The following is a 25,458-nucleotide window of genomic DNA, read 5'->3' on the forward strand; positions in this document are numbered from 1 at the left end:
ATGCACGTTATTGCGGTTCTAAATCAGAAAGGCGGTTCGGGTAAGACGACGATTGCAACACACCTGGCCACGGCGCTGATGCTGGCAGGACATGATGTACTGTTGGTCGATTCAGACCCCCAAGGCAGTGCTCGTGATTGGGCAGCGGTTCGTGAGGATCAGCCGGTGCCGGTGGTCGGCATTGACCGTCCAACGATAGGGCGTGATCTGAAAAACCTGGCCCGCAAAGAATTTGTGGTGATTGATGGTGCACCACAGGCAGCCGATCTGGCAGCGTCCGCCATTAAGGCAGCGGATTTTGTGCTGATTCCGGCACAACCAAGCCCGTACGATATTTGGGCGACGGCTGATCTTGTCGAGTTGGTGAAGCAGCGTATTGAGATCACTGACGGCAAGATGCAAGCGGCGTTTGTTGTCTCCAGGGCGATCAAGGGGACGCGGATAGGCTCGGAAGTCACCAATGCACTTAACGAATATGAGTTGCCGGTACTTGAGAGTCGGGTTACTCAGCGGGTTATCTATCCCACGACTGCCGCAACAGGTACAACGGTCTTTGACCAAGACCCTGACGGCCCTGCATCTACTGAAATCAACGCATTGATGAACGAGCTGAAGGAAAAGCTCATTTGAGGTTTTCTATTTTTAATCTATTGAGCTTTTACGTTAATGCGGAAATAATGATTTGAAGTTATGATTTTTTGAGGTTTTTGAGATGACCAAAAGTGTACTTAGTGCTGGACGCCCAAGCGCGAAAGCAGACAAGCGAAAAGAAGCGACGTTAGCGAGCCTGGCAGACAGACCGGCCAAAAAGCGGGTCAACATTGATTTGACGTATGAAGAACACCAGCGGTTGAAGATATACGCGGCTCAGAATGGTATGACCATCAAGGATATTCTGCGTGAACAAATTGATAAGTTGATCGACGGCGATCAGGCGTGAAAGTGCTTTTACTCATTGCATCAAAACCTCATTTAAAGAAAAGCCCATCGAGTATTTTGAGGTTGACTGTCCAGGAGAGGGCGGATGTCTGACAGGTTCTTACGTCTTGATCGGCTTAAAGAGCAGCTAGATCAGCATCAACCACTGCCTCATGCTGTTGTCCACAACCTACATGAATCGCTGGTTTTGCAATGGACTTACCATAGCAACGCCATCGAAGGGAATACGCTCACGCTCAAGGAAACCAAGGTTGCCCTTGAAGGCATCACAGTAGGTGGAAAAACCTTGCGTGAGCATTTTGAGGTCATTAACCACCGAGAAGCGATTTGGATGGTTGAAGACTGGGTTAAGCAGCGTGAGCCTCTATCCGAATGGTTGATCAAGTCGCTGCACCAGCTGGTACTCAAAAACGTCGACGATCAGAACGCCGGCGTGTATCGCCAGGTTAATGTCATGGTAACAGGTGCTGAGCACCGGCCGCCTGAAGCCTACAAGGTTCCCCAGGCGATGAGCGATTTTCTTCATTGGTATCATCAAGAGGCTGGCGCTTTGCACCCCATTGAACGAGCCGTTCCGTGTGCATGGTGAGTTCGTCAAGGTTCACCCTTTTATTGATGGGAATGGGCGGACATCGCGGCTTTTGATGAATTTCGAGCTGATGAAAGCCGGGTTCCCTGCCGCCCTGATCGAGGTAGAGCAGCGGTTGGCTTACTACGAAGCGTTGGACACTGCGCATTGCGCCGGCAACTACGATCTTTTCGTTGACTTGCTTTGTAACAGCGTGGAAAACAGCTTCGAGCCTTACTGTTGGGCACTGGGCATTGATAGGCTACCGGAGAGTAAATGAGGCTTTGATGATAGTATCAAACAAGGTTTTGAGTTTGTCCGCTCTTGGTGCTTTGATTATTTCATCATTGCCTGTCCAGACTGACGTTGCCATCGCAATCTGGAACATTAAGCACTTGGGCTGAAATAACGACAGGGACTTCGCGATTTTGGGTGAGGTAGGCAGCAGTTTTAATTTACTTGCTGTGCAAGAGGTCATGAGCGAAGAAGGCGCTGAAAATTTGCATCTATCGTTGAAGCAGGCATCAGGTGAATCTTGGGTACATGTGATGAGTCATCTGATCGGGCGGAGTAGCTATAAAGAAGCGTATACGTTCTTTTGGCGAGAATCAGAGGTGTCTGTATCGGGTGGGGATGCTGTTTTTTTCGACGGTGCGGATGTTTTTGCACGAGAGCTGTATTAAGCGCTGTTTACCGACCGAGATACTAGCGAAACATTCGCCATTGCCAACGTGCATATTCTGTACGTGGATAGTGTGCGTGACCGATTGCCTGAGATTAAGGGGTTGGCTGATTACTGGCAGTGGTTAGGTGAAGAAGCCTATCCTGGTGTGCCTCGCATACTGACAGGAGACTTCAATCTCGACAGCGAGCACTTTGTTTTTGACACGCTTGAACTTTTGGGTGTTGAAGCGGCATACGAGGATGGCAGAGGTACAGAGGTACAGAGGTACAGAGGTACAGAGGTACAGAGGTACAGAGGTACAGAGGTACAACGATTAGCACGACAGAGGGCCGGTATCCCAATCATTACGATTACATATTCTTGTAGGAAGGCACGTCTTTGTCAGTAATCGGCCAAGGCATTCTGCGATTTCCTGAGCGCTGGGGGATCAATCACGGATTTGCCCGCGATGTGATTTCTGATCATGTGCCTGTATGGATTGCTTTGAAAGGCGCGTCTTTGCGCTTACTTGATAACGCTACAGTGGTGGCATCTTCCGAAACAAATGCCTGTATTGATATCAATTCAGCGCCAGCGGATGAATTAAACGATTTGCCCCATGTCGGCGAGAGCAGGGCAGCAGCGATTGTCGAAGGTTGGCCTTGGGCATCGCTTGACGCGCTTGCTGCTGTTAGTGGTTTGAGTGATAGCCGCGTAGAGGACATTGCTTCTTCAGGGTTGGGCTGCAATCACTAAAAGATATATGGAAAGGGAAAAAGGATAAAAGGAAAGAAGGAGGCTCAAAAATATCTATTTCTGACAGTTGGTTAGTGATCAAAGCTGTCCACTCTGTACATAGAAACCTGTTCACTCCATACATAGAAACCTGTTCGAGTTGTACATAGAAACCTGTCCACTCCGTACATAGAAAGCGGTGTCTGGTCTTACTGCCCTGAGTAACCTGTACAGAACGTACATAGAAACCTGTTCACTGCGTACATAGAAACGTGTACAGAGCGTACATACAAAGCCCTGAAATACCTCAAACCCGTCCAGAACGTACATAGGACGGCAGCTTTTTTCACTGAGTTACCCCCAAAATCTGTGGATAACTCAGAAGATTTACAGGTCGTACATAGAAACATGTACAGATCGTACATAGAACCCGATGGTTTGCTCTGGAGACTCCAATCAGAAAGAAGCTATGTCCCCGCGAGACGCTTCACGCTGTAGAATGTGTACAGAGCGTACATAGAATATACAGGTGTTCTCACGTTAAAAACTTGTACAGAGCGTACTTAGAAGCAGGGTGCGACAAAAAAGTGCTGAATGTGTACAGAGCGTACATAGAAGGAGCAGCTTCGCTTCGCTACACTCAGTTCCATAAAGCCGTACTCACCGAATCAGAGAATGGACATGGCACAGCATCCTCGCACGGACTGGGAGAAGGTCACTAGCGACCTGCGCAAATCAAAAACAAGTAAAGCCGATCAATCGGACGCACCGCCGACGAACCTGTCGCTCGATCTTGATTCGATCATGCCGGAAAGTGGGCAGGCTGAAGACGTTGCCAATGTACCGACACTCAAACTGGCCGAGCCGGATGTTCTGCCTGACGCAGCACTGACGCCTGAAGGGCAGTCCCTTCGTGATTTCCAGTCGACGCTGACAAACACGCCGGAAGAACGCGCCAATGTGTCCAACCTGATGCAGTTTTGGGAGCGAATACCCCGTTACAACTGCAGCGATATCCAGGGGATCAATAACAGCCCTGACGCGAAGGAAATGGGGATCGTCAACTATTCGTTTGAAGACAGCGGCGAGCATTACACCCTTGAGATGACACCGGCACAAATCCGGACAGAAGCCAACGGCGTTCAGCAGACCATCTTTTGCTACCCCGATAATACCGATGAGCTTGTGGAGCTGGCGCTGGTCAAGCTAGCAATGGATAACGGCGATATCCTTCAACCGGCGGACATATCCCATAAACCGGCGAAAGGCCATGCCGCATTGCCGAGTTATGGGGTGTATTTCACGATTAACCAACTAATCCAACAGCTCAAGCATTGGGGGAGGGGGCGTAGCTACCCAGCCCTGATGCGCTCTTTGGAAGTATTGAACAAGTGCAATCTGTCTGTTCGGTCGACCTCAAAAGGGGGGATCAATGCGCGAGGGGCGATTCTTCCTGAGCTTGTGTCATTTGAGCAGAATGGGTTTGATGCCCATGATCGAAACGGTTTCTGGACGGCAAGGTTTCACCCAATTATCAGCCTGGGCATTCATGCGGGCCTGTATCAGCAGTACAACGTGTTTCGTGTTGCTCAAGTTAAAACGCACGTCGGTCATGCCATCATCAAGTTGTTGTTGCTCAATGGCCGTAATATTTCTGAGCAGACACCTTACTCGCTCAAATTGTCGTCTTTACAGGAGACGACAGGGCTTCTGAATTACAAGAGCCCGTATCATGCGCGCCGTAAGTTCCGTGAGCATATACAAAGGATCGAGGCAGAAGGGCTGCTTTCACACGTTGAGTTTGTCGAGAAGAAGCGAGGCAAGCGCGTCATTGATGTGGAAGCGCGTATGTTTGCGTCAGCGTCTCTAGTCCGAGAGATGAAGGCGTCACACAAGCGCTCGAACATTATCGGCGAGCGTCGTTACGTTCGAGCCGCCATCCAGAAAACGAAGGTCTAAGGAGTAGCCGTGATGCAAGATGAGCCGAACCTGGTCGATAGCCCGCTCAACGAAAGATTGGAAGTGGAAGGCCATACATTCACGGTGGGCATCTATCGTTTGGAAACAGAGATAGCCAGCCTGGACGCTGGAAATAGTTAATGAGGCACCGCTCTCTTGATGTCGGACTCCTTGAACACTTCTCGCTGATCGAGAAACTCAAGACGAGCTACCCAGTGAAAAAAACTGTGTGACGTGTCTGGCGTGCATCGCAGTAGCTTTAAATACTGGGTACAACGTTCAAAAAGGCCTGCGTGTGCCACGAAGGCCAAGGAAATAGCCAAGGTCAGAGAGCTCTTTCGCGAGAGTGAAGGCTCTGCAGGTGCTCGCAGCATTGCAGAGATGGCGACAAGGCAGGATGTGCCGTTAAGTCGCTATCGCGCTGGCCGCTTGATGGAAAAGCTTGGCCTGGTTAGCTGCCAAGTGCCTGGGCACACCTACAAGCAAACAGGTGATGAACATGTTGACGTACCGAACCACTTAGAGCGTCAGTTTAACGTTGTGGCGCCCAATCGCGTTTGGTGTGGCGATGTCATGTATCTCTGGGTCGGCAATCGCTGGGCTTATCTAGCCGTTGTCATTGACTTATTTACTAGAAAACCGATTGGCTGGGCGATGTCGTTGTCGCCGGATAGCGAGCTCACTAGCAGTGCATTAAAAATGGCCTATGAAAGTCGAGGGCGACCCAAAGGCATTATGTTCCAAGCGACCAGGGCAGCCATTATACGAGCCGCAGGTTCCGTCAGGCGCTCTGGAAATGCCAGATAAAACAGAGCCTGAGTCGGCGTGGAAATTGCTGGGACACTCAGTCTACTATACTTGTGAACATCGTATCGGTGATTTTCAACCCAGTTGTCCAAATGGCTGCCTCTAAGCAGTCTGTTTATTACGCTCAACTTCCTGCAGCTTGCTAGGGTTGAGCGATACTGAACCAGGTGCCTCCCAGTTTCGGGTGTTGCCCGACCAGCGCTCTGGATGCCGGCACTTAGCGCTTTCATAAACTGCTTTGCGGTACTCAAGGCATTTTCGTTTGGCACCTCGCCGCCGTTCGGGTCTTCTTGTTGGCCAGCGCCTTCGAGACAAGCCGCTTTCCACTGCTAGATTTGCTCGGGATAAAGGCCTTTTTCGCGGCAGTAAGCACCAAACTCTGTTTCTGACAGGGTGGCGGTTTCGATGACCACGGCTAGCTTGGCGTCGGGCGACCATTCGCTGTCGCCTTGGGTGTAACCCGGCACAGGCACTCCTTTTACTCGACACTGTTTATACAGCGTCGCGTCAGAGATGCCTTCCTCTGTCGCTACCGATGCCGCCCTGTGATTATGGGGTGGTAACAACTTCTTCAGGACGGCTGATTTACGCTCTGCAGAATAACGTGGCACAAGGACTCCATGCCGCTCCTTCTGGATTAGATTTAGGCGATATCGCCAACCGGACAACTGGTATGGATTGACCTATCAAGTGTTCGGTTCTCTCTAATTCATTCAGTTGTCATCAATGCCTATGGGTCAGGAAGCAAAGGGCTATCAGCGACGGTGGATCTTTCTGGTATTCGTGGGTTGGGTACCGACCTGTCATCACTTCGTCGCGGAGCCACCCTGGTCTAGGCGTGAGGGTCACCCCACTCCGGAAGGTAGGGGTCTCATAGTTGCTCTGAGTTCTCCCACCGGCCCGACGCTCCCTGATACATAGGCACTGGAGCACACTTGTCATACAGTTGCCCGGCTTCCATGTGGCTTGCTCATCGCTTCGCAAACAATCGCCCACAAGAAGCCAACCAGCTCTCATGCTACTGCCGTGACGACCTGTTGCTTCACCTTGCCTGTAGTCGGCGGTAACGACCGCACAGGCGTTTCTGGGCCTCCCAAGCGATGGCTTGAACCGCTGGCGAGGTTATCTCCGCCCGCCGCTGAATCGTTCGCGTCTTACGTGCTGGGAAGCGATAGCTCTAAGCAGCCTCTACCAGCACGCGTCTTACATGCCCGTTGCCGGTCTTGGTGATGGTCGACTGCCTGCTCGCTGGGCATGAGACCAAAATAGGCCATCAACTGACGAGGCGAGTCGAAACGACTGATATCACCGAGTTCGGCGAGGACTGTCATTGCCGTGATCAGGCTTACGCCGCGCATCGCCATCAGCGCCTTCACCACAAGAGCCAGAGACCAGTTTGTTAGCTTCCTCCATTTGCTTCTCAAGACTGGCTACACGGCGCTGAGCGTCCTTCACGGTATCGATGTACTCGGCAAACACGATTTGCTGAATGTGCGTATTAAAACGGATCGTCTCTAACCAACGAAAATGAGCAGGCCCCATTTGCCCTTGCCGCCGTAGATCTTGCCATGCCGTAGCAAAAAAGCGCCTAAGCGTTGTCGAGCCTTGAGTTCGATGGCCTTTATGTCTTCACGAGCCCGCGTTAGGTCTCGAATCACCTCTTGCTCATGGGGGGACCCATACTGGGGTAAGTTCGCCAGAGCGAGACAGGCGTGCCAACATTTTCGCATCGCGCCGGTCTGTCTTGACGCGATCTCCTGCTCGCTGGGGGATCAAAGATGGGGGACGACCTCAGCGTCATGGCCACTGTCTCGTATTTGGCGATAGATACCATAGCCACAAGGGTCGGCCTCGTAACTGAACAGTAATGGCTGCTCCTCGAAGCGTTGGCTCAACTGACAGAGCAACTTATCTATGGACTTGGGCTTGTTGGAAATCTCACCGCGGAACTCTGGATCCTGACGGCCTGGTTCGGCGATGGCTACAGATATACTCTCCTGGTATACATCTAGACCAGTGTAGGCGGCATGGATGTTGCTGGCGGTGTTGAGCCGGTCAGCAGTGGCGGACTGAACAATGGAAGGCTGAGTTAGACTAGACTGTTTCATGACCTGCCTCTCTCAATAGTTAGTGGCTCTATGGTGTTGCCTCATAATCAACGCAACCCACGACGTTGATGAGGGTAGGTTAATTCATAATGTCTAGGCTGACAGAGGGAGTATTATTTTTATAAACATATTTGAGAATGAGTCGTATTTGATCTATTGTTAGTATTAACATTTAGGTGATAAGCGCTCTCAGCAAGAATCGCTCGCAAGATGAGGAGCAAGATCGGGGCCCGAATCTCAGTCAAATAGTTGCAATGAACCAGGGGATAAGATGGAACATTTGAACCGCGAGGACGCTCTTGCCATTGTAGGAATAGATGGGCGGTTTCCTGGATGTGAGAATCTGGACCAACTGTGGGAGCTGATCATTTCCGGAAAATCGGCAACAGTGGATTATTCACGGGACGCCTTGCTTGAGGCTGGAGAAAACCCGCAACTGATAGATGATAAGAACTACGTTGCCAAAGGCATGCCGTTCGCAGATATTGACGCCTTCGATTATAAATTTTTCGGCTTCAATGAAAGGCAGGCCCGGTATATGGACCCCCAGAACCGATTGATGCTGGAGTCATCCTGGCGTGCATTTGAACATGCCGGTTATGCGCCGCGGCAGATTGCCGATCGGTGCTCGGTGGGTGTGTTTGCAGGGAAAAATCCGCCTCACTATTATCATGAGAACGTGATCCCACATATTATGCAAGATACGCAGTCCACCACGCTGTCACAACAGTTGGAGGTAGAAACTGCCAACGGATGCGACTTCGTAGGTAATTGGCTGGCATACAAAATCGGCTTTACCGGGCCTGCGCTTAATATACAAACAGCATGTTCTACGGGCTTGTCTGCCGTTGCCGTCGCATGCCAGAACCTGCTGACGCATTATTGTGATATGGCGCTGGTCAGCGTAAGTGGCCTGATCCTGAACCAGGGGCGCGGATATCTATATCAGGAAAATAATATTCTGTCCTCTGACGGATACTGCAGGCCGCTGGATGCAGACGCCAGTGGAACCCTTGATGGCAGCGGTGTCGTTTCGCTGGTTTTGAAGCGTTATGAAGATGCTATTGAAGCCGGCGATCAGATTCATGCTGTGATTGCTGGAGTGGGTATCAACAACGATGGTCTGAGCAAACAGGATTTCATGGCGCCCGGAGTCGAAGGGCAAGCTAGGGCAATTCGTATGGCGCTGGCTCAGGCGGAGCTCAAGCCTGACGATATCGACTATCTGGAATTGCATGGCACGGGCACCCGGTTGGGTGATCCCGTCGAATTATCTGCCCTTAAACTGGCCTGGGGAGAGGTGCGTGATCGAAAACATCCTTGCCGGCTTGGATCAGTTAAAGCAAATATCGGTCATTTGAATGCGTGCGCAGGGCTGGCTGGTTTGGTCAAGGTTATATTGGCAATTCGCCATCATACCATTCCTCCCATGGCCAATTTCCGTTCGCTCAATCCATACATAGAGCTGGACAATCGCGCATTCGAAATCAATACAGCACAACTGCCCTGGCCTCGGGAAGGGAACTCCCCTCATCGTGCAGGTATCAGTTCATTCGGGTTCGGCGGTACGAATGTACATTTAGTGGTCGAGGAACATCTTTCAGCCGCTGCATCAATGCCGCAGCAAAAGCAGGGCATAGACCCAGAGATTTTGTTCGCGTCGGCTGCTTCACCGGAACAGATAAAACCATTGATAGAGAGTTGGTTGCCTTATCGGCAGGCGCATGGCGATGCAAACATATCGTTGACTTCTCTAATCACCCGGGAGCATTTGCGATATCGAACGGCCTTGGTCCTCAGAGCTGGTGAGACGCCAGATTTGAATGCACTGACAGTAAGCAGATCAGCGGATGAAACCCGAGTAGGCTGGGTTTTTGGTGGGCAGGGCGAGATGCTGTCTCCGGAGATGGGTCGGCAATTGTATCGGCGTTATGCACCGTTTCGTGACGCTGTCGACGAATGCCGGATGTTGCTTGGTGATGAACAGGCCTGTTTGATATGGCCGTTGCATGACAACGATTGGTCTTTGCATCGTCCGGCCGTTTTGCAGCCAGCCTTGTTTATTTATCAATATGCATTGGCACAACTTTGGCGTGCCGTGGGGCTGATGCCAGAGTGTGTGCTCGGTCACAGTATTGGTGAGATCGCGGCCGTGTGTGTGGCTGGTGGTTTGACGCTGGATAGCGCACTGCAACTGGTTCGCTTGCGGGGTCTAGCATTCGAGTCAATAGACGGTGAACAGGGAAGTATGCTTGTTGTGTTCAGCGAACTCGACAGTATGCCTTCGCTGGAGCAAGGGCTAGTAGTTGCTGCCCACAATGCGACGGATGTGCAGGTTGTGGCGGGTGCACAGGCTGCGCTGGACGCGTTCATGCAGCGTTGCCAGGAGGCGGGTGTAGGCACGTATCCGTTGAATGTGACACATGCCTTTCATTCACCCATGGTTCGGAAGGCAGCTGATTACCTTGTACAGCGTGCGCCCCGTTTACGTGGCGAGAAATTGACCATACCTGTATATAGCACATTAAGCGGCCAGCGTCTGGAGGATGCGACCGATATTGCATACTGGGCCAGGCATTTGCTTTCGCCAACCTTGTTCTCAGAGGCTCTTGCCGCGGCGACAGCAGCTCACCATCTGACAATGGCAATTGAAATTTCCCCGCACTCGCTGGTGAGTGGGTTGGTTCGTAAGTCGCAGTTGCTGGCGATTCCATCGTGCAGCCAGGCTCGCTCCGAACACTTGGACTTCCTGGAGGCGCTCGCAAGTGCATATGGTAATGGATTGGTGCCCGAGGCTACAGCGTTGTTTCCCGAGTCTGTCAGCAAGGTGGTATTGCCGGGCTATCCGTTTCGCAAACATTCTTTATGGATCAATCGTCCCAGCAATGCCAAACAGACGCAGGGCGAGAACAGGGCGCCTGGAGCAATTGGACCAACGCCCGAACGCGCTGGAGGGGCCGTCACTGCGGCAACAGGACTGTCGCAGGCAGCACCGAATGGTCTTGACGAGCAAGAAGAGGTGCTAGAGTTGAACGAAGATGATTCGGCTCAACTGCTGGCATTGTTCGTTTCGTATTGGGAAACGTATCTTGGGTTGCCCAGCGCAGTTCCGGATGATGATTTTTTTTCTTACGGCGGCACATCACTGACCGCGATCCAGATCCAGGAAGCAGTTAAACGCGATCTGGGTGTTTCAATCAGCATGTCTGAATTCATGGGGTCCAGAACTCCTCGCAAATTAAATGAAATTGTATGTGAACGGCTGATGGGCGAGACGACTGATGAGTAAGCGAGGCATTGCAGGTAACAAAGATCTTCTGTCACGGATACAGAAATCCCAAAAGAAAAGCCACGAAAGCCGGCAAGTTGCACCTGATGCGCTTATGACGCCCGTGTCTTCCGCTCGCTACGAGCCCTTCCCGATGACGGATATGCAGCAGGCATACTGGATAGGGCGACAGGAAGCGCTTGCTGATGCAGCCATGCATATCTACTTGGAGTACCGTGTCGAGCAGTTGGATCCCGTTCGATTCCGCCAAGCCTGGGACACGTTGCTCCAACGCCATGACATGCTTCGTGTGATTGCCTTGCCTGACGGGATGCAGCAAGTTCTCGAGTCGGTGCCTGCCTACGACATTGCCTGCGTCAATGTCTCAGATATGCCGACACATCGGCGGGAATCCGAGCTGGAGTCCATGCGTCACGAGCTGTCTCACCGGCGCGCCGACATTGCAACATGGCCGCAATTTGAAATTCGTATGGTGCTGGATCAGGGGGGAGGGCATGTTGCGTTCAGCCTGGATAGCTGGTGCATAGATGGCCGCAGTCTGGATATATTGTTGACTGAGCTCGATCAGCTTTACCACGTTCCTGAGACTGAACTGGCGCCGCTGGAGCTGACGTTTCGCGATTATGTATTGTGGTCGCGACAGCAGGAACAGGGAGATGCCTATGAGTCGGAGCTGGCGTACTGGCGTGAACGTGTGGCGGACCTGGCGGGTCCGCCGGCGTTGCCGGTCAGAAGTGAGCTTGCACTGGAGTTGGGCCATTTTGAGCGTCAGGCGCATCAATTTAATGCGCAGCAGACGCAGCAGTTGCGCGAGCTAGCGCAGTCGCTGGGGATGACGGTCAATGGCTTATTACTAGGCACGTATGCTGAAGTGCTGGGGCGCTGGAGCAGTACGCCACGATTTACTCTGAACATACCACGCTTTAACCGTCCGCAGGTGCATGAGCAGATCAATTCAGTGATGGGCGAGTTTGCGACGTTCTCGTTGCTGAGTGTGGATCGGCAGCAAGGCGCTACGCTGGGTGATCGGCTCAAGCGGATCCAGGAAGATTTGTGGCAGGCGCTTGATCACAGTCGTGTGTCTGGCGTGCGACTTCTAAGAGAAATATCACGATTGAATGGTCGTGTGGAGACGATGGCGATGCCGATCGTGTTCACCTCGGCTGCTGACGGATTCACCCTGGAACGTTTCGGGAGTTTGACGCGGGAGATCACGCAGACGCCACAAGTATGGTTGGACTGTCAGTATTATTTTGTGAGCGATGGTCTGTATGTGAACTGGGATTACGTAGCCTCGCGTTTCCATCCGGGTGTGATAGAGCAGATGTTTACGGCCTGGTGCGTATTGCTGCAAGGTCTGTGTGTACCGCAGCGTTGTGAAGCGTTGCTGCAGTCGCAACAGGCGGTGGATTTGCCTGACGAACAGAAGGCGGTGCGCGCGAAGCTCAATGATCAGAGGCAGGCGTACGACAGCCGGCCGGTGTATCGTCAGTTCGTGGAAAATATGGACAAGCGTGCCGATGATGATCAGCTGGTGGCGGTGTGTGGTAGCGAGCGCCTAACTTATGGGCAACTGCATGCACAGAGCGCACAACTGGGTAGTTATCTGCAGCTATTGAATGATTCGTCATTGAAAAATGACGGGAAAGTGCAGCCGCTAATAGGAGTATTGCTGCCCAAAGGAGTGCAGCAATTGGTGGCAGTATATGGGGTGCTGGCCTCAGGGGCAGCCTACCTACCGCTTGATCTGGCGCAGCCGCAGGCGCGACTGGACTCGATTCTACGTGATGCGGGGGTCAATCAAGTGCTGGTGGATGCACAGACGCAATCGCAGGTCTCGCCAGAGTTCGAGACACTGCGTATTGATGAGTGGCAGGCTGGCTATTGCCACTCTACGGTGCTGGCCGATGAGCAGCTGGCGGGCTGGCAGACGACAGGTCAGGATCTAGTATATGTAATGTACACATCGGGCTCGACGGGTCAGCCAAAGGGGGTGCAGATCGAGCAAGCAGGAGTGCTCAATGCGCTGGATCAGAGTGCGAAGCGCTTTGTATTTTCGTATCCAGTGCGAGCGCTAGGTTTGACGGCATTGCACCATGACATGTCAGTGTATGACGTGTTGGGCGTGCCGCTGTCGGGTGGATTGCTGGTGTTGCCAGAGCAAGCCAAACGCACGGATCCGCAATGCTGGAGTGAGTTGGTGCATGAGTATGCGCTGAACTGCTGGGTGAGTGTGCCGGCGGCGGTAGAGATGTTGCTGTCATGGGGCCAGGTGAGCAATTGGCGGTATGAGAGTCTGCGAACAGTACTGGTAGGTGGAGATTGGGTAGCGGGCCGTTTATATGAGAGGTTGATGTTGGCGGCGCCGCAGGCGCGGTTGTACAGCGTGGGCGGTCCCACGGAGACGACGATGTGGAATATATCGGCGCCGGTCGGTCCGCTGTCAGATGAGTGGCGCAGTGTGCCCTATGGGGTTCCGCTGCCTAATTGCGGTTATCGGATCCTGGATGAGCGGATGCAGGCGTGTCCTGACTGGGTGACGGGAGAAATGTATTGTAGCGGGATCTCGTTAGCACGGGGGTATGTAAACGATGTGGCTCTGACGGCCGAGCGGTTTGTATTTGATGTGCAGACGGGTGAGCGTTTGTATCTGACACAGGACCTAGGGTATTACCATCCGGACGGCCAGATCGAGTTTGTGGGTAGGGCGGACGGTCAGCTCAAGGTGCGGGGTAACCGAATCGAGAGTGGGGAGGTGCAGTCGGTACTGGAGGGTTGGCCGCAGGTACGTCGTGCGCTGGTGTATGTGTATGAGTTAAGGCTGGCGGCGGCGCTGGTGTTGCAGCCAGGAGAGCAGCCGCAGTCGCGCGAGCGTCTGCATGAGCAGGCGGCGGCGCAGTTGCCATCTGCGATGGTACCGGGGGTGTGGTTACAACTGGATCAGTTGCCGCTGACGGGCCATGGCAAGGTGGATATGGAGGAATTGCGAGACCTGACGGCGAAGCAGCTGCGAACTCAGCATCCGCAGTCGCGCGAGCTCAGAGAGGGCGAGCGTGAGCTGGGCCAGTTATGGGAGCAGTTGCTAGGCGTACAGGTGAATAGTGCGCAGGATAACTTCTTCATGCTAGGAGGGGACTCATTGCTGGCGGTCAGATTGATCGCCCTGGTAAAGCAGCGCTTGGGTCGTACTCTGTCGCTGCCTGACCTTTTCTCCAAACCTACTCTGGAGGCTCAAGCAGCGCTGTTGGATACAGTAGCCGCCAGTGTAATCGCATCGATTCCCACCCTGCAGTTGTCCGAAGGCCCTTTGTCCCATAGCCAGGAGGATATCTGGCTGGCCGAAGTGCTGTCGGAAGGTCGTATGGATTTTCATGTCTGCTATGGCTGCCGGCTTTCTAACAAACCAGATTTGGCGTGTCTTCGCACTGCCCTGCAACGCATGATTGAACGTCATCGTCCGTTACGCATGGTGTTCGAATATCGACAAGCAGAATTGGTGCAATATGATTTTGCGCAAGCCTATGAACCCTTGGTGGTTGAACACTGCTCCGACGCTCAGGCGTTCGGGCAGGCTTTGGCTCGCGCTGAGCAGGATGAGTTAGATTTGACCCGTCAGCCAGGCTGGTGTGTTCATTATCTGACATGGCCAACTGCCACCACGCAAACGAATGATGCGCATGCAGGCATCCTTGTTTTTCACTTTCATCATGCAATCTTCGATGGCTGGTCGGCCTCTGTGTTCATGGAAGAGTTAGGCCAATGCTATGAGAGTGCGATGAAGGGGCAACCTGTTAGCCTGAAATCACTACCCATCGATTATATTGATTATGCGGTATGGAACCGAGAACAGGTCCGTATGCACCGCCAGACTGATCTGGCTTTCTGGGAAAGGGAACTTACAGATGCGAATGATTTCGACTGGCCTGTTCTGAGAAAGGCAAGCGGTGAAAAGGCAACAGTATTGCCGCAAGCGGCAAAGCCGGCGGTGCTGAGCAGACGGCTGGATTATTCCTTGCATAAAGACATAGCCAAGTTGTCAGAAACGATGGGGATTACCACATTTGTGATCTATTTGGCCGCCTGGCAAGTGGTTTTGAAAAGCTATTCAGGTCAGCAGAATTTTCTGATAGGCACGTATGATGCTGGTCGCATAGAGCCGGAAACATATGGGCTGATTGGCAGCTTCGTCAATAATGTAATCATTCGCACTGAGCTAGACAGCAGACAGATTGTCACGGATTTTCTGCGAACCGTGCATCAGCGAAAGCTGGCTGCTTTTGCGCATCTGCGGCTGCCGTTTTCACAATTGGTTAAAGAACTTGGCGGTAGTGGCCTTTTGAATGAACGTCATCCACTTTACCAGGTTGGTTTTGTGATGCAAGCCGAGAGCCTGTCGGAGGTGCAGTCAGGTGCACTGGAATGGACGCCATTTCCGCTTAACCGGCTACAAAGTCGCATGGAGGCCGAGCTGATGGTGACGCCGGAAGGTGGGCATATTCTACTTGATCTGAATTACAACAAAATGGTGCTGCCCACTGACGATGCCGAACGCTTGCTGGAGACGTATGGGGCGATTTTACAGGCCATTGTTAGCAAGCCGGGGCAAGCGCTTGAAGAGTTGCAAAAAAGAGTATGGCCGGACGAGACCACCATGCGTGACAGTACTGAAACTACGTCCTCAGATGAGTTCGGGTTGAGTCAACTGGTAGCCGAGACCATTTTTAGGCCCGACGATCGAATGGATCAGCTTGCTGCGATTTGGGAGACGCTATTGGGGGTCAAGCCGGCGGCGACAGATAACTTCTTCATGCTAGGAGGAGACTCATTGCTGGCGGTCAGATTGGTTGTGCTGATCCGTGAGCGTTTGGGTGTGGATGTGCGCATAGGTCAGGTGCTGACGCATCCGGTACTGGCATTGATGGCTCAGTGTATATCGCAGCAAGATGGTGGGGTTCTCCTAGGATACTGGGAGCAGGTATATGAGAGGTCAGACCCTATCCCGCTATCGTTTGCACAGCGCCGTCTGTGGATGTTATCTCAGCTGGACCCACATGGAACGCAGTATCTGATCCCGCTGCGCTTTACCTTGCATGGCCCACTTCAGCGTTCGCGCTTTGAGGCTAGTTTTGTTGAGTTGATCGAGCGCCACACGATCCTGCGCTCGTATATTGTGCAGGACGAATCGGGTCAGGCGTGCGTGGAGCTTGTCGATGAGGCGGTGCAATTGGCGTATGAGGATCTGCAAGGCTTCAATGATCCCGAGCGGCAGCAGCGTTTGGATCAGAGACTGCGCGATCAGGCGAGCACGACTCTGGATCTAGGCTGTCATGTACCATACCGGGCGGGGCTGATCCGACTGTCCTCGCAGGAACATGTGTTTTATCTGACGGTGCACCATGCGGTGCTTGATGGTGTGGCTACAGAGGTTTTGGTGCAGGAGCTGATGGCGCTGTACGCGGGGCAGTCACTGGCGCCAGTGGAGCATGATTACGTGCGCTACAGCCGCTGGGAGCAGAGCGAGGCGTTTGCGCAGCAAATAGAGCCGGGACTGTCGTACTGGAGCCGCCGTCTGAGCGATCTACAGCCGCTGGCGTTACCGTATATGGATATACATGCGAGCGATGAGACCAGCGGGCTGTATGCGCAACAGCTGAGTGAAGGGGAGCGGCAGGAGCTGCAAAAGCTGGCGCGAGATCATGGTGTGACCGCATTTACGGTATACGCGCTGGGGCTGCAACTGGTGCTGGGGCGGTTGCGCCAAGGTGGCGACGTGGCATTCGGGACGTACGCGGCCAATCGGGTGTATGCGCCGTTCTCACACACGGTGGGCACGTTCGTGAACCCGTTGGTGCTGCGTTTTAAATATGATGAGGGTGAGTCACTGAGTCAGGCGCTGGAGCGCACGCAATTGCAGGTGATGCAGGACTTTGAATGGCAGCATGTGCCGTTTGAACGGGTTGTGGAACAGCTGAATCCGCCGCGCGAGCCGGGGCGGCACCCACTGTTCGAAGTGGGCCTTGTGTGCAATGAGCAATTGTATCAGGCGCAATATGAAGTGCAAGGTCTGCGGTTGCAGCCGCAGGGCCTGGATGGTCGGGAAGGCGTGACGCATCGTACAGCGCTGGAGGTGTGGATCTCGCCGCAGTCTGAAGGTCTGGAGGTAGTGGCCACGTACGCGCAGGCGCGGGTGGGCGATCGCCTGGCGCAAGCGGTGATACAGGGGTTGTGCGAGGTATTACGTCAAATGTTGTGTGTGGAGCCGGCTCGGCAGTTGGGTCAGATAGGGTGGCAAACGGCGCAAGTGGCAAAGCAGGCCGATGTGTCGGTCTGGCAAGGAGATCGGCAGGAGTGGCCGGCCGGAACGCTGTGGTCACTGTGGCAGCAACAAGTCAAGCGTCAGGGCCCGGCGGTAGCGGTGTATGGCGATGAGGATCAGGCAGATGTCAGCTGGCAGCAGTTAAGTGATGGGGCCGAGGCGCTGGCGGTACACTTAGTACAGCAGGGGGTATGCGCGGGCGAAGTGGTGGCGGTGTTGCTGGAACACTCGCCGCAATTGGTGCAGGCGGTGCTGGGTGTGGTGCGCAGTGGTGCAGTGCTGTTGTTGTTAGAGCCGGGTGATCCGTCGCAACGGCACGTGGAATTGGTGGCCGATGCGGGTGTGCGTTGGATTATCAGCAATGAAGTGGACGAGGCGCAGGCGGCGGGTCTAGAGCAGCAGAACTGGGTGGCATTGCCCGAGGAGGAGCCACAGTTGCAAGCCTTGTTGGCCGAGCGCGAAGTGTTGTCTGGGCGTGTCGAGAGTGAAGTGCTGTATTGGGTGTATACCTCGGGTTCGACGGGTCAGCCCAAGGCAGTGCAGGGTAGTGTCCGAGGGTTTATAAACCGGCTGTACTGGATGGGTCGACAGTACGGGGTGCAGGCGGGTGAGCGAGCACTGCTCAAGACCTCGGTCAGTTTCGTGGATATTTATGGTGAGCTGCTGGGCAACCTGCTCGAAGGGGTGGCGCTGGTGGTGGCGAGTGATGCGCGCCGGCGCGATCCAGCGGGGCTGTTATGGCGCTTGCGCGAGGGCCAAGTGGATCGTTTGACTGTGACGCCCAGCCTACTGCAGGCGTTGTGCGAGCAGCTGGATCAGGATGGAGTGGCAGGCCAGGCAGTGGCACCGTTGTCGCTGCGGCTAGTGTTCAGCAGCGGCGAGGCACTGAGTTGGTCACTAGTGCGCCAGGCGCGGGCAAGCCTGGGCAGCGGATTGCGGCTAGTCAACGTGTATGGTTCCTCAGAAGTGAGCGCTGATGTGGCAGCCTATGAAGTAGGCCATGAAGAACAGGAGGACGCGAGTGTGGTCAGCGGGCTGGTACCTGTGGGCCAGCTGATGAGTAATGTTAAGGCACGGATCGTGGGCCAGGAAGGCCTGGTGCAGTGGCCGGGGTTGGTTGGCCGGCGGTAGTTGTCAAGAAATCTGTCGCCTCTGAGATCATTCAGGCCACCTGTTTTTCCGGTTCAGCGACGGTGACCTGGAGCTCCCGCTCCGGGTTAAGAGATACGGTGCCAATCGGCGTCCAATTGCGGGTCTTGCCGCTCCAACGAGCGGGGTTGGCCGCACGCGCTGCCTGATTGATGGCATGCCGCTTTGCCAGCACGCTAGTATCCTCGCCAGCATGTCGCTGTGCCGGTGTCACCAGGCGGATCCCGCTGTGGCGATGCTCGTGGTTGTACCACTGCACGAAGCTGGCCACCCACTCACGGGCGTCGTCGACCGTGGCGAACCCATCAACTGGGTAGCAAGGCCGGTATTTACAGGTGCGAAACAGCGCCTCCGAGTAGGGGTTATCATTGGAGACCCGCGGCCGGCTGAACGATGGCGTGATGCCAAGGTCATGCAGCTTCTCCAGCAGCGTCGCACCCTTGAAGGGGCTGCCGTTGTCCGCATGCAACACCAGCGGCTGATCGATGATCTGCTCGGCCAGCACCGCCCGCTCCAGCACGGTACGGGAGTTGTGGGCCGACTCGGCCAGGAACACTTCCCAGCCGGTGATCTTGCGGCTATAGATGTCGAGCAGCATCACCAGGTAGTAGTACTGCCCCTTGATCGGACCGCCCATCCATGTGCAATCCCACGACCACACCTGGTTCGGCGCGGTGGCCTGGTAGGTCGTGGGCTTGGCGCGGCGCTGAGGTACTTTGGCGCGGCCACGATGCACCACTTCTCGGTGCTTGTGCAGGACGCGGTAGAACGACGAGGGGGATGCCACGTAGCGCTGCTCTTCGTCGAACAGGCGCACCACGATCTGCTCTGGCGGCAGGCTCGCGTACTCGGGGCGGTGGCACACGTCGAGAATCTCCTGCTCTTCGGCCGGTGTCAGCGCGTTAGCCGGCACCGGCCGGTCGACCAAAGGGCGCTGGTCCTCGCGTAGCTCGCCGTCGCGCGTCCAGCGCTGGTATGTTCTGGCGGTGATGCCGAGTTCGCGGCAGGCGGCGTCCAGGCGGGCCCCCTGGGCCCGGGCGTCTTCGATCAGCGCGATGGCGCGTTGGCGATCTGGGGTGCTGATCATGCGTCCTCGTCCCCCCAGATCGCCCTCGCCTTTTTTCTGAGGGCCAGTAACGCCGCGGTTTCTGCCAGGGCCTCGTTCTTGCGGGCGAGCTCCTTCTCCAGCGCCTTGATGCGCTTGCGTTGCTGCTTGGCCTCGTCGGCCTCACGTTGGCGTTCTGACTGGGAGAGGCTGGCGGCTTGCTCGCAGTCGTGGCGCCACCGCTCCAGCTGCTCGGGATAGATGCCCCGGCGGCGGCAGTATTCCGCAGCCTCCTGGACGTTCATCGAGGCGGTCTCAAGCACGGCGTTGAACTTGTCCTTGGACGACCAGCCATCGGCGCCCTTGCCCAGAGCATCCGGCAGGCACCGCCCCTCAGCGCGGGCTTCCTTGCGCCACTTGTAGACGGTGCCCAGCGAGATCCCTTCCTGCTCCGCGATCACCTTCGGGGAGAGGTTGTGGGGAGGCAGCAGCTTGGTCACTACGGCTTGCCGGCGCTCCTCAGAGTAACGAGGCATGAGTGTCTCCTTTCGCCCCCTGATCGGTTTATAAGAACAGGGTATCAGAGGGTGCGACACTCATCCTGACACTGGGGGCCGGCTGCAGCTTGGGGGGGTGGCACTCTCGCCAGGGTATGCGGGTAAGGCTCGGCGGGCCGAGTCGATGTTTTATGAAAATGAAGGTGAGCGCTGGTTCGACACAGGCGATGAGGTGATACGCAACGCACGGGGAGAGCTGATAGTACTGGGCCGTCGCGATGCGCAGGTCAAGTTGCGGGGCATCCGGATAGATTTGCAGGGACTGGATGTACAGGTTGCTGGAGTGGCCGGCGTGCGCCAGTCGTTGTCTGCGGTAATAGACACAGGCGGCGGGCCGGTGTTGGGTGTACTGGTGGTAGTGCAGGGCGGAGCGACGCAGCAGGCGGTGCGCGTTGCGTTGCAACAGCAACTGCCGGCCCCAATGGTGCCGGGAATTATTGAGGTGGTGCAACAGTTACCGCGGCTAAGTACGGGTAAGCCGGATCGCGGTCAGGCGGCGGCGCTGTTACAGCAGGCGTTGCAGTGCGAACAGGATGAGCAGCAGGCATTGACGCCATTGCAGCAGCGTATCGAACAAATCTGGCGCACGCTGTTGCAACGCGAGCAGCCGATCGGTGCACATCAGAACTTTTTTACACTGGGTGGCCACTCCCTCATGCTCGCTCGACTGGCTAGCCGCTTGCGCATCGAGTTCAAGGCGGATGTGAGCATGGGTGAACTGATGAATGCAACAACTATCGCCAGCCAGTCAGCACAGGTAGAAAAAAATATCAGCAATACGGCGGATATTCTTCCCCTGGTAGAGCGCCCCACTGTATTCCCGTTAAGCGAGAACCAGCTGGGGTTGTGGACATACCAACAAAGCCGCCCCGATGCAGCCAGCTACAACATGACATTCGTACTGCGAATGCACGGTTGCTTGAATCTGCAGCAGTTTTCTGTCGCACTGAATCTGCTGGTTAAACGACATGAAGCCTTACGCTATCGCTTTGTTGAGCAGCGTAACGAAGCTGGCCTGGTCGAACCCGCGCTCAAAATAGAGCCGGATGTTTGGCTGATGCCAGAATATCGGCGCATCAGTGGCGATCTGCAAGAGGAAAGCGAGATCGAAGCGGCGCGGCTATCGGCACAGCCATTTGATTTAGAGCAGGGGCCCCTGCTGCGCGTCTCACTTTTACAGGCAGAGCAGGACAGCTATGCCTGCGTGCTGAGTATGCATCATATAATTGCCGACGGCTGGAGTGTGGGTGTTTTATTGCAGGATCTTGCCATTTTATATGAAGGTCGTGCACCCGATGAAATGGCTTTCCAATTGGTTGATTATGAGGCATGGCGCCGCAGCTGGCTGGGTGACGTCGAACGACAGCAACGGCTGGCTTCATTCTGGCATGACTATCTGGCCCAATTGCCGGGCAGGCTCGAATTTTCTATCTTACCGGACTTGCCTGACGGCGTGTCGGTTTACGAATCAGCTACGCTCGTTCAGACACTGGACAAGCAATGGGCTACGGTGCTTCCTGAAATATGTAGACAGCGTTCGAACGAAATTTATGACGTCGTCCTGGCCGCCTTTTCGCTGGCTTTGCATGAGCTCACCAAGCGACAGGATTTGGTGATCGGCACAGTACTGGCTGCACGCCATCTGCACCCGGAACTGGAGAAAATGGTTGGCTTTCTGGCGAACACCGTGCCGGTCAGGACTGCCGTGGATGACACAATGCCCTTGCAGGTGTTTTTCGATGGCGTGGTCGAACGGCGGCGACAGGCACTGCAGCATCAGGATATTCCCTTCGGTGCACTGCAAAATCTGCAGCGCGGCAGCGATCCGCTAATTGAAGTTTTGTGCATTCATCAGAATGTGCCTTATGCAGGGTTCAGTCTGCCAGGGGTCCAATGCGAGGTCGAATCCGTTCAGGTTGGAGAGACCAAATTCCCCCTGAATCTGCAGACGCTGCACGATGGGGAAAAACTGGTTGTTCACTTTGAGTATGCCCGCGCGTACTTCGCCGAAAGTACGATCATGCGCATGCTGGCAACGATGCAGCGGTTTTTGAGAATTTATTGCGACACATTGCTGGAGCATAAAACGGTTGGCGATCTACTGTTGGCGCCCTATGCGTTGACGCGTGGTGGGGCGATTAGGTTGCCGGAGTCGCGTCCGCGCAATCTGCCACAGGCATTGGCACGAACAGTCGAAAAGTACCCGGATCACGGTATTACGATTATTGATGAGCAGGGCACGGAGGTGCTCACTTATGCCCGTTTAGATCGGCTTGCACGCGACTATGCTGGCCGACTGAATCGTGCTGGGGTCAATGAAGGCGATCCTGTCATTCTAGTGGCAGGGGGCATACGCCATTATCTGATAACGCTGTGGGGAGCTATTCTGCTAGGGGCCATTCCCGTGACGGTAGCTGCGCCGATCGGCATGGATGCTCAAGCGTGTCTGGACAAACTCGAGGCTACATGGGAAACGCTGGCGCATCCACTCGTGATCGCCCCGGCTTGCGACCCCAAGGTATGGCGTGTCTTACTGAGAGAATGTCCAGGCTTTCGGATTGTTGATCCCAGGCAACTGGGCGAAGCGCCTCCTGTGACGCTGGCTGACCCTCAGCCTGAAACAACAGCGTTTTTCCAATTGACAGCTGGAAGTACGGGACGCTCCAAATGTATTGAAGAAAGACACGAGGCAGTACTGGCGTATATGGAAATGACTAGCCAGGCACGGAATTACGATGCTGATCAGCGCACGTTGAATTGGCTTCCGTTCGATCATATCGTGCCTATCCTGACTTTTCATTTGCGCGACATTTATCTGGGGCGTGATCAGGTTCACGTCGACACCGGCTATATCTTGCAGCAGCCCTTGCGCTGGATGCAGCTCATGTCTGACTTGAAGGTGACGCATGGATGGGCGCCGAATTTCGCATTTCATTTGGCTGTCCAAGCGCTGGATGCCGTTGATTCTGACTCATCCGTTGATCTTGGACATGTACGCGAGTTGCTGAATGCGGGTGAGATGGTAACGCAAGCGACTCAGGATGCGTTTCGCCGGAGCGCGGGTCGTTTTGGTCTTGCGCCAGAGGGCTTGGTGGCCAGCTTCGGAATGGCCGAATGTTGTACTTGTATTACTTACGCTACGCCCCAGGAACACGAAGTCCGTTCTGATAGCCTGTCCCTGGCTGGAAACGGTATGCAGGTAGGCGCCAGCAGTTTTGCCTCTCTGGGCAAGGTCATACCTGGTATGGATATTCGGATCATAGACGACAACTGTCAGTTGCTGCGTGAATACCAGGTTGGAAAATTTCAGCTAAAAGGCTTGTCGCTCATGCGAGGCTATCACAACGCACGAGAAATCAATGACAGTGCGTACACCCATGACGGCTGGTTTGATACGGGGGACAATGGCTTTATAGCCAACGGCTGTCTGTATTTGACCGGACGGGAAAAGGAAGTGCTCATCGTCAATGGTATCAATTACTTTTGCTTCGATCTGGAAGAGAAGGTGCAAAGCGTAACAGGCATCATGCCTACATATGTTGCTGCATTAAGCTGGCGTGATGTCGACCAGGAAGCGGTGGCGATCTGCTATGTTCCGGTGGAGGGTACAACCAGTACGCGGGCAATTGATGATCGTATTCGAGATATACTGGTGCGCGAGACTGGTCTGGTGCCGAAAAAAATCGTGGCTCTTGCGCGACACGGTTTCCAGAAAACGACCAGTGGGAAAATCCAGCGGGTCCAGATGGCACAAAAATTACTTCAGAATGCGTTGCCGCGTTATCAGGATTCCGGTCAAGCAGTGCCCTTACGGCAAGCGTACTGGCAGACATGGACGCCGCCTAAGCAGCCCGACGAAATGCAGTATGCAGACATTGTGGTTTGGGAGGCGGACGCATCGTTTGATATGCAGCAACTCCCTGGATGTCTGCGCGACCTATCCCGTCAATTTGCCGCGACATCTGGGGTGCATTCTCCTACCCCGACCCGACTGCTCAGGGTGATGTTGTCCGAAAAGCCGCAAGGCCACTACTGGGGACTGTTCGGACTGCTGAACTCCTACTGCGCGGAGAATCCCGGTTGGAAAGTGCAAATGATACAACGTTCATCCGCTGCGGATGCGGCTTCTGAATGGCCAGTACAAGCGGGTTGGTTTCGACAGACTACCGAAGGCTGGGCGTGCCTGACACTGGGTGAGGCGGCTGCCGTCCAGATAACAGCAACACAACCGCAAAACGTTCTCATTACCGGTGGTGGTGGCGCGCTAGCGTGGCTATTAGCGCAAGACTACGTTGAGCGCGGCGCCACGGTATGGCTGTTGGGCCGTTCGGATGCCCCGCCATGGCTGGACGACGGGCAGCCTCAAGCGCAAATGCACTGGATCCGAGATGACCTGAGCATGGTCAGGCAAACCTCGCAGCGACTTGAGGAGGCGCTGCCTGAAGGTACGACATTCGATGTTATTTGTCATTTGGCGGGAACTATGGAAACGGGGCTGTCTTCGCAACTGGAAGACAATGCGTTGATTCGCACCATGCGCGCCAAGGTAGAGGGACTGGAGGTTTTGAGGAAGGCACTGAAAATGAGCCAGAAATCGGCGCCAGCTCAGTGGGTGCTTTACGGGTCTGTGGTTGCCGCTTGCGGTTTCCCTCTCTCGGGTGCCTATGCCTATGCGAATGGCGCATTGCTTGATATGGCGCATTCGATGCGAGCGGAGGGGGAGCAGGTTTGCTGGCTGGGATGGAGTGCATGGCGAGGTGTGGGCATGTCACGCAACGGTCTGGACGCGGGCCAGCTTGCCTCTCACGGATTGCATTTGCTTGAACCTGAACAGGCACGGTTGCACCATTGGCGTCTTGCGGGAACGAACGACGATTTCTTCATCGGTATCGAGGGTCTGGCCGCCCTTCCAGGCGTGACGGTATCGCCATCGTTAGGTGACAAGTCTCCGATACTGTCGATTAGCGAATGCAGGGAAAGAATCGAAAACGCCCTTAAAGCTGTACTTAGTTTGGAAAAAGTTCAGGCGGATGACCATTTTTTCGATTTGGGTGCGACGTCGATTTCTTTGGTGCAAATACAACGTCATTTGAGGGAACGAGGGCAAATAACATTGGATGTGGCAGTGCTGCTCCAATACCCCACAGTGACGCGACTTACCCAATATATGGCGCAGGGCGAGTCAGACATGCAAACCGTGACGTTGTCTGCCAGAAAATCAGATGTGCGCCGGCGTCGGACAGCACGTTCGAGCGTAAAGACGCCAAAGCGAGGACAATGATTTTGTCGAGGCCAGAGCCCCTTATCGTTTATGAATAGAGG

The 25,458-nt window shown here is 54.6% G+C and carries 11 protein-coding genes and 3 pseudogenes; 11 read left to right on the forward strand and 3 right to left on the reverse strand.

Annotated features, from left to right (window positions below; all coding sequences use genetic code 11):
* The 8 genes and pseudogenes from parA to ACQE2I_RS18505 all read left to right on the forward strand — a co-directional run.
* On the forward strand, window positions 1-630 hold the full coding sequence (parA, locus tag ACQE2I_RS18470; protein WP_192536176.1) for a ParA family partition ATPase: 630 nt from the start codon (window positions 1-3) through the stop codon (window positions 628-630).
* Window positions 631-712: 82 nt separating this feature from the next.
* Entirely contained in the window at window positions 713-940 is a 228-nt protein-coding gene (locus ACQE2I_RS18475; RefSeq protein ID WP_192536177.1) for a plasmid partition protein ParG, read from the forward strand.
* An 84-nt stretch (window positions 941-1,024) separates the two neighbouring features.
* A pseudogene (locus ACQE2I_RS18480) lies at window positions 1,025-1,787 on the forward strand (Fic family protein).
* Between the two features lie 148 nt (window positions 1,788-1,935).
* A complete protein-coding gene (locus ACQE2I_RS18485) occupies window positions 1,936-2,190 on the forward strand; it encodes a hypothetical protein (RefSeq protein ID WP_192536178.1) in 255 nt (84 codons plus the stop codon).
* Between the two features lie 380 nt (window positions 2,191-2,570).
* Window positions 2,571-2,927, forward strand: coding sequence for a ComEA family DNA-binding protein (locus ACQE2I_RS18490; protein ID WP_192536179.1), 357 nt, complete (start codon window positions 2,571-2,573; stop codon window positions 2,925-2,927).
* A gap of 660 nt (window positions 2,928-3,587) precedes the next feature.
* Complete coding sequence (locus ACQE2I_RS18495) at window positions 3,588-4,865, forward strand: hypothetical protein (protein WP_192536180.1); 1,278 nt, start codon at window positions 3,588-3,590, stop codon at window positions 4,863-4,865.
* 12 nt (window positions 4,866-4,877) lie between these two features.
* The gene (locus tag ACQE2I_RS18500) at window positions 4,878-5,006 is read left to right on the forward strand and encodes a hypothetical protein (RefSeq protein WP_263974040.1); all 129 of its coding nucleotides are present in this window, start codon (window positions 4,878-4,880) and stop codon (window positions 5,004-5,006) included.
* Window positions 5,007-5,011: 5 nt separating this feature from the next.
* Window positions 5,012-5,707: pseudogene (locus ACQE2I_RS18505) on the forward strand (IS3 family transposase); the annotation flags it as partial.
* Between the two features lie 294 nt (window positions 5,708-6,001).
* Here the strand turns inward: ACQE2I_RS18505 and ACQE2I_RS18510 are convergent.
* Together ACQE2I_RS18510 and ACQE2I_RS18515 are read right to left on the reverse strand one after the other, a co-directional pair.
* Window positions 6,002-6,283 (reverse strand): hypothetical protein, encoded by a 282-nt coding sequence (locus ACQE2I_RS18510; protein ID WP_192536182.1) that lies wholly within the window; start codon window positions 6,281-6,283, stop codon window positions 6,002-6,004.
* Between the two features lie 402 nt (window positions 6,284-6,685).
* Window positions 6,686-7,705, reverse strand: a pseudogene (locus ACQE2I_RS18515) (IS110 family transposase).
* Between the two features lie 346 nt (window positions 7,706-8,051).
* On the opposite strand from ACQE2I_RS18515, the gene ACQE2I_RS18520 reads away from it, so the two are divergent.
* Together ACQE2I_RS18520 and ACQE2I_RS18525 are read left to right on the forward strand one after the other, a co-directional pair.
* Window positions 8,052-11,069: a type I polyketide synthase gene (locus tag ACQE2I_RS18520; RefSeq protein ID WP_193057319.1), complete on the forward strand. Its 3,018-nt coding sequence runs from the start codon at window positions 8,052-8,054 to the stop codon at window positions 11,067-11,069.
* Between the two features lie 94 nt (window positions 11,070-11,163).
* The gene (locus tag ACQE2I_RS18525; RefSeq protein WP_427031519.1) at window positions 11,164-18,516 is read left to right on the forward strand and encodes an amino acid adenylation domain-containing protein; all 7,353 of its coding nucleotides are present in this window, start codon (window positions 11,164-11,166) and stop codon (window positions 18,514-18,516) included.
* A gap of 31 nt (window positions 18,517-18,547) precedes the next feature.
* Here the strand turns inward: ACQE2I_RS18525 and ACQE2I_RS18530 are convergent.
* A protein-coding gene (locus ACQE2I_RS18530) for an IS3 family transposase (RefSeq protein ID WP_427029054.1) occupies window positions 18,548-20,115 on the reverse strand; the annotation gives its coding sequence in 2 pieces (ribosomal slippage) (window positions 18,548-19,650 and window positions 19,650-20,115; 1,569 coding nt in all).
* A 145-nt stretch (window positions 20,116-20,260) separates the two neighbouring features.
* Here ACQE2I_RS18530 and ACQE2I_RS18535 point away from each other — a divergent pair.
* Window positions 20,261-25,417 carry an SDR family NAD(P)-dependent oxidoreductase gene (locus tag ACQE2I_RS18535; RefSeq protein WP_427031521.1) on the forward strand — a complete coding sequence of 1,719 codons (5,157 nt, stop codon included), beginning with the start codon at window positions 20,261-20,263 and terminating at the stop codon, window positions 25,415-25,417.
* Window positions 25,418-25,458 lie beyond the last annotated feature (41 nt).

It is taken from the genome of Halomonas sp. H2 (genome assembly GCF_050215315.1).
Lineage (GTDB): Bacteria > Pseudomonadota > Gammaproteobacteria > Pseudomonadales > Halomonadaceae > Vreelandella.

Coding starts and splice junctions, on each gene's coding strand:
- parA (WP_192536176.1), top strand. CDS start 1: ATGCACGTTATTGCGGTTCTAAATCAGAAAGGCGGTTCGGGTAAGACG.
- ACQE2I_RS18475 (WP_192536177.1), top strand. CDS start 713: ATGACCAAAAGTGTACTTAGTGCTGGACGCCCAAGCGCGAAAGCAGAC.
- ACQE2I_RS18495 (WP_192536180.1), top strand. CDS start 3,588: ATGGCACAGCATCCTCGCACGGACTGGGAGAAGGTCACTAGCGACCTG.
- ACQE2I_RS18500 (WP_263974040.1), top strand. CDS start 4,878: ATGCAAGATGAGCCGAACCTGGTCGATAGCCCGCTCAACGAAAGATTG.
- ACQE2I_RS18520 (WP_193057319.1), top strand. CDS start 8,052: ATGGAACATTTGAACCGCGAGGACGCTCTTGCCATTGTAGGAATAGAT.
- ACQE2I_RS18525 (WP_427031519.1), top strand. CDS start 11,164: ATGACGCCCGTGTCTTCCGCTCGCTACGAGCCCTTCCCGATGACGGAT.
- ACQE2I_RS18535 (WP_427031521.1), top strand. CDS start 20,261: ATGTTTTATGAAAATGAAGGTGAGCGCTGGTTCGACACAGGCGATGAG.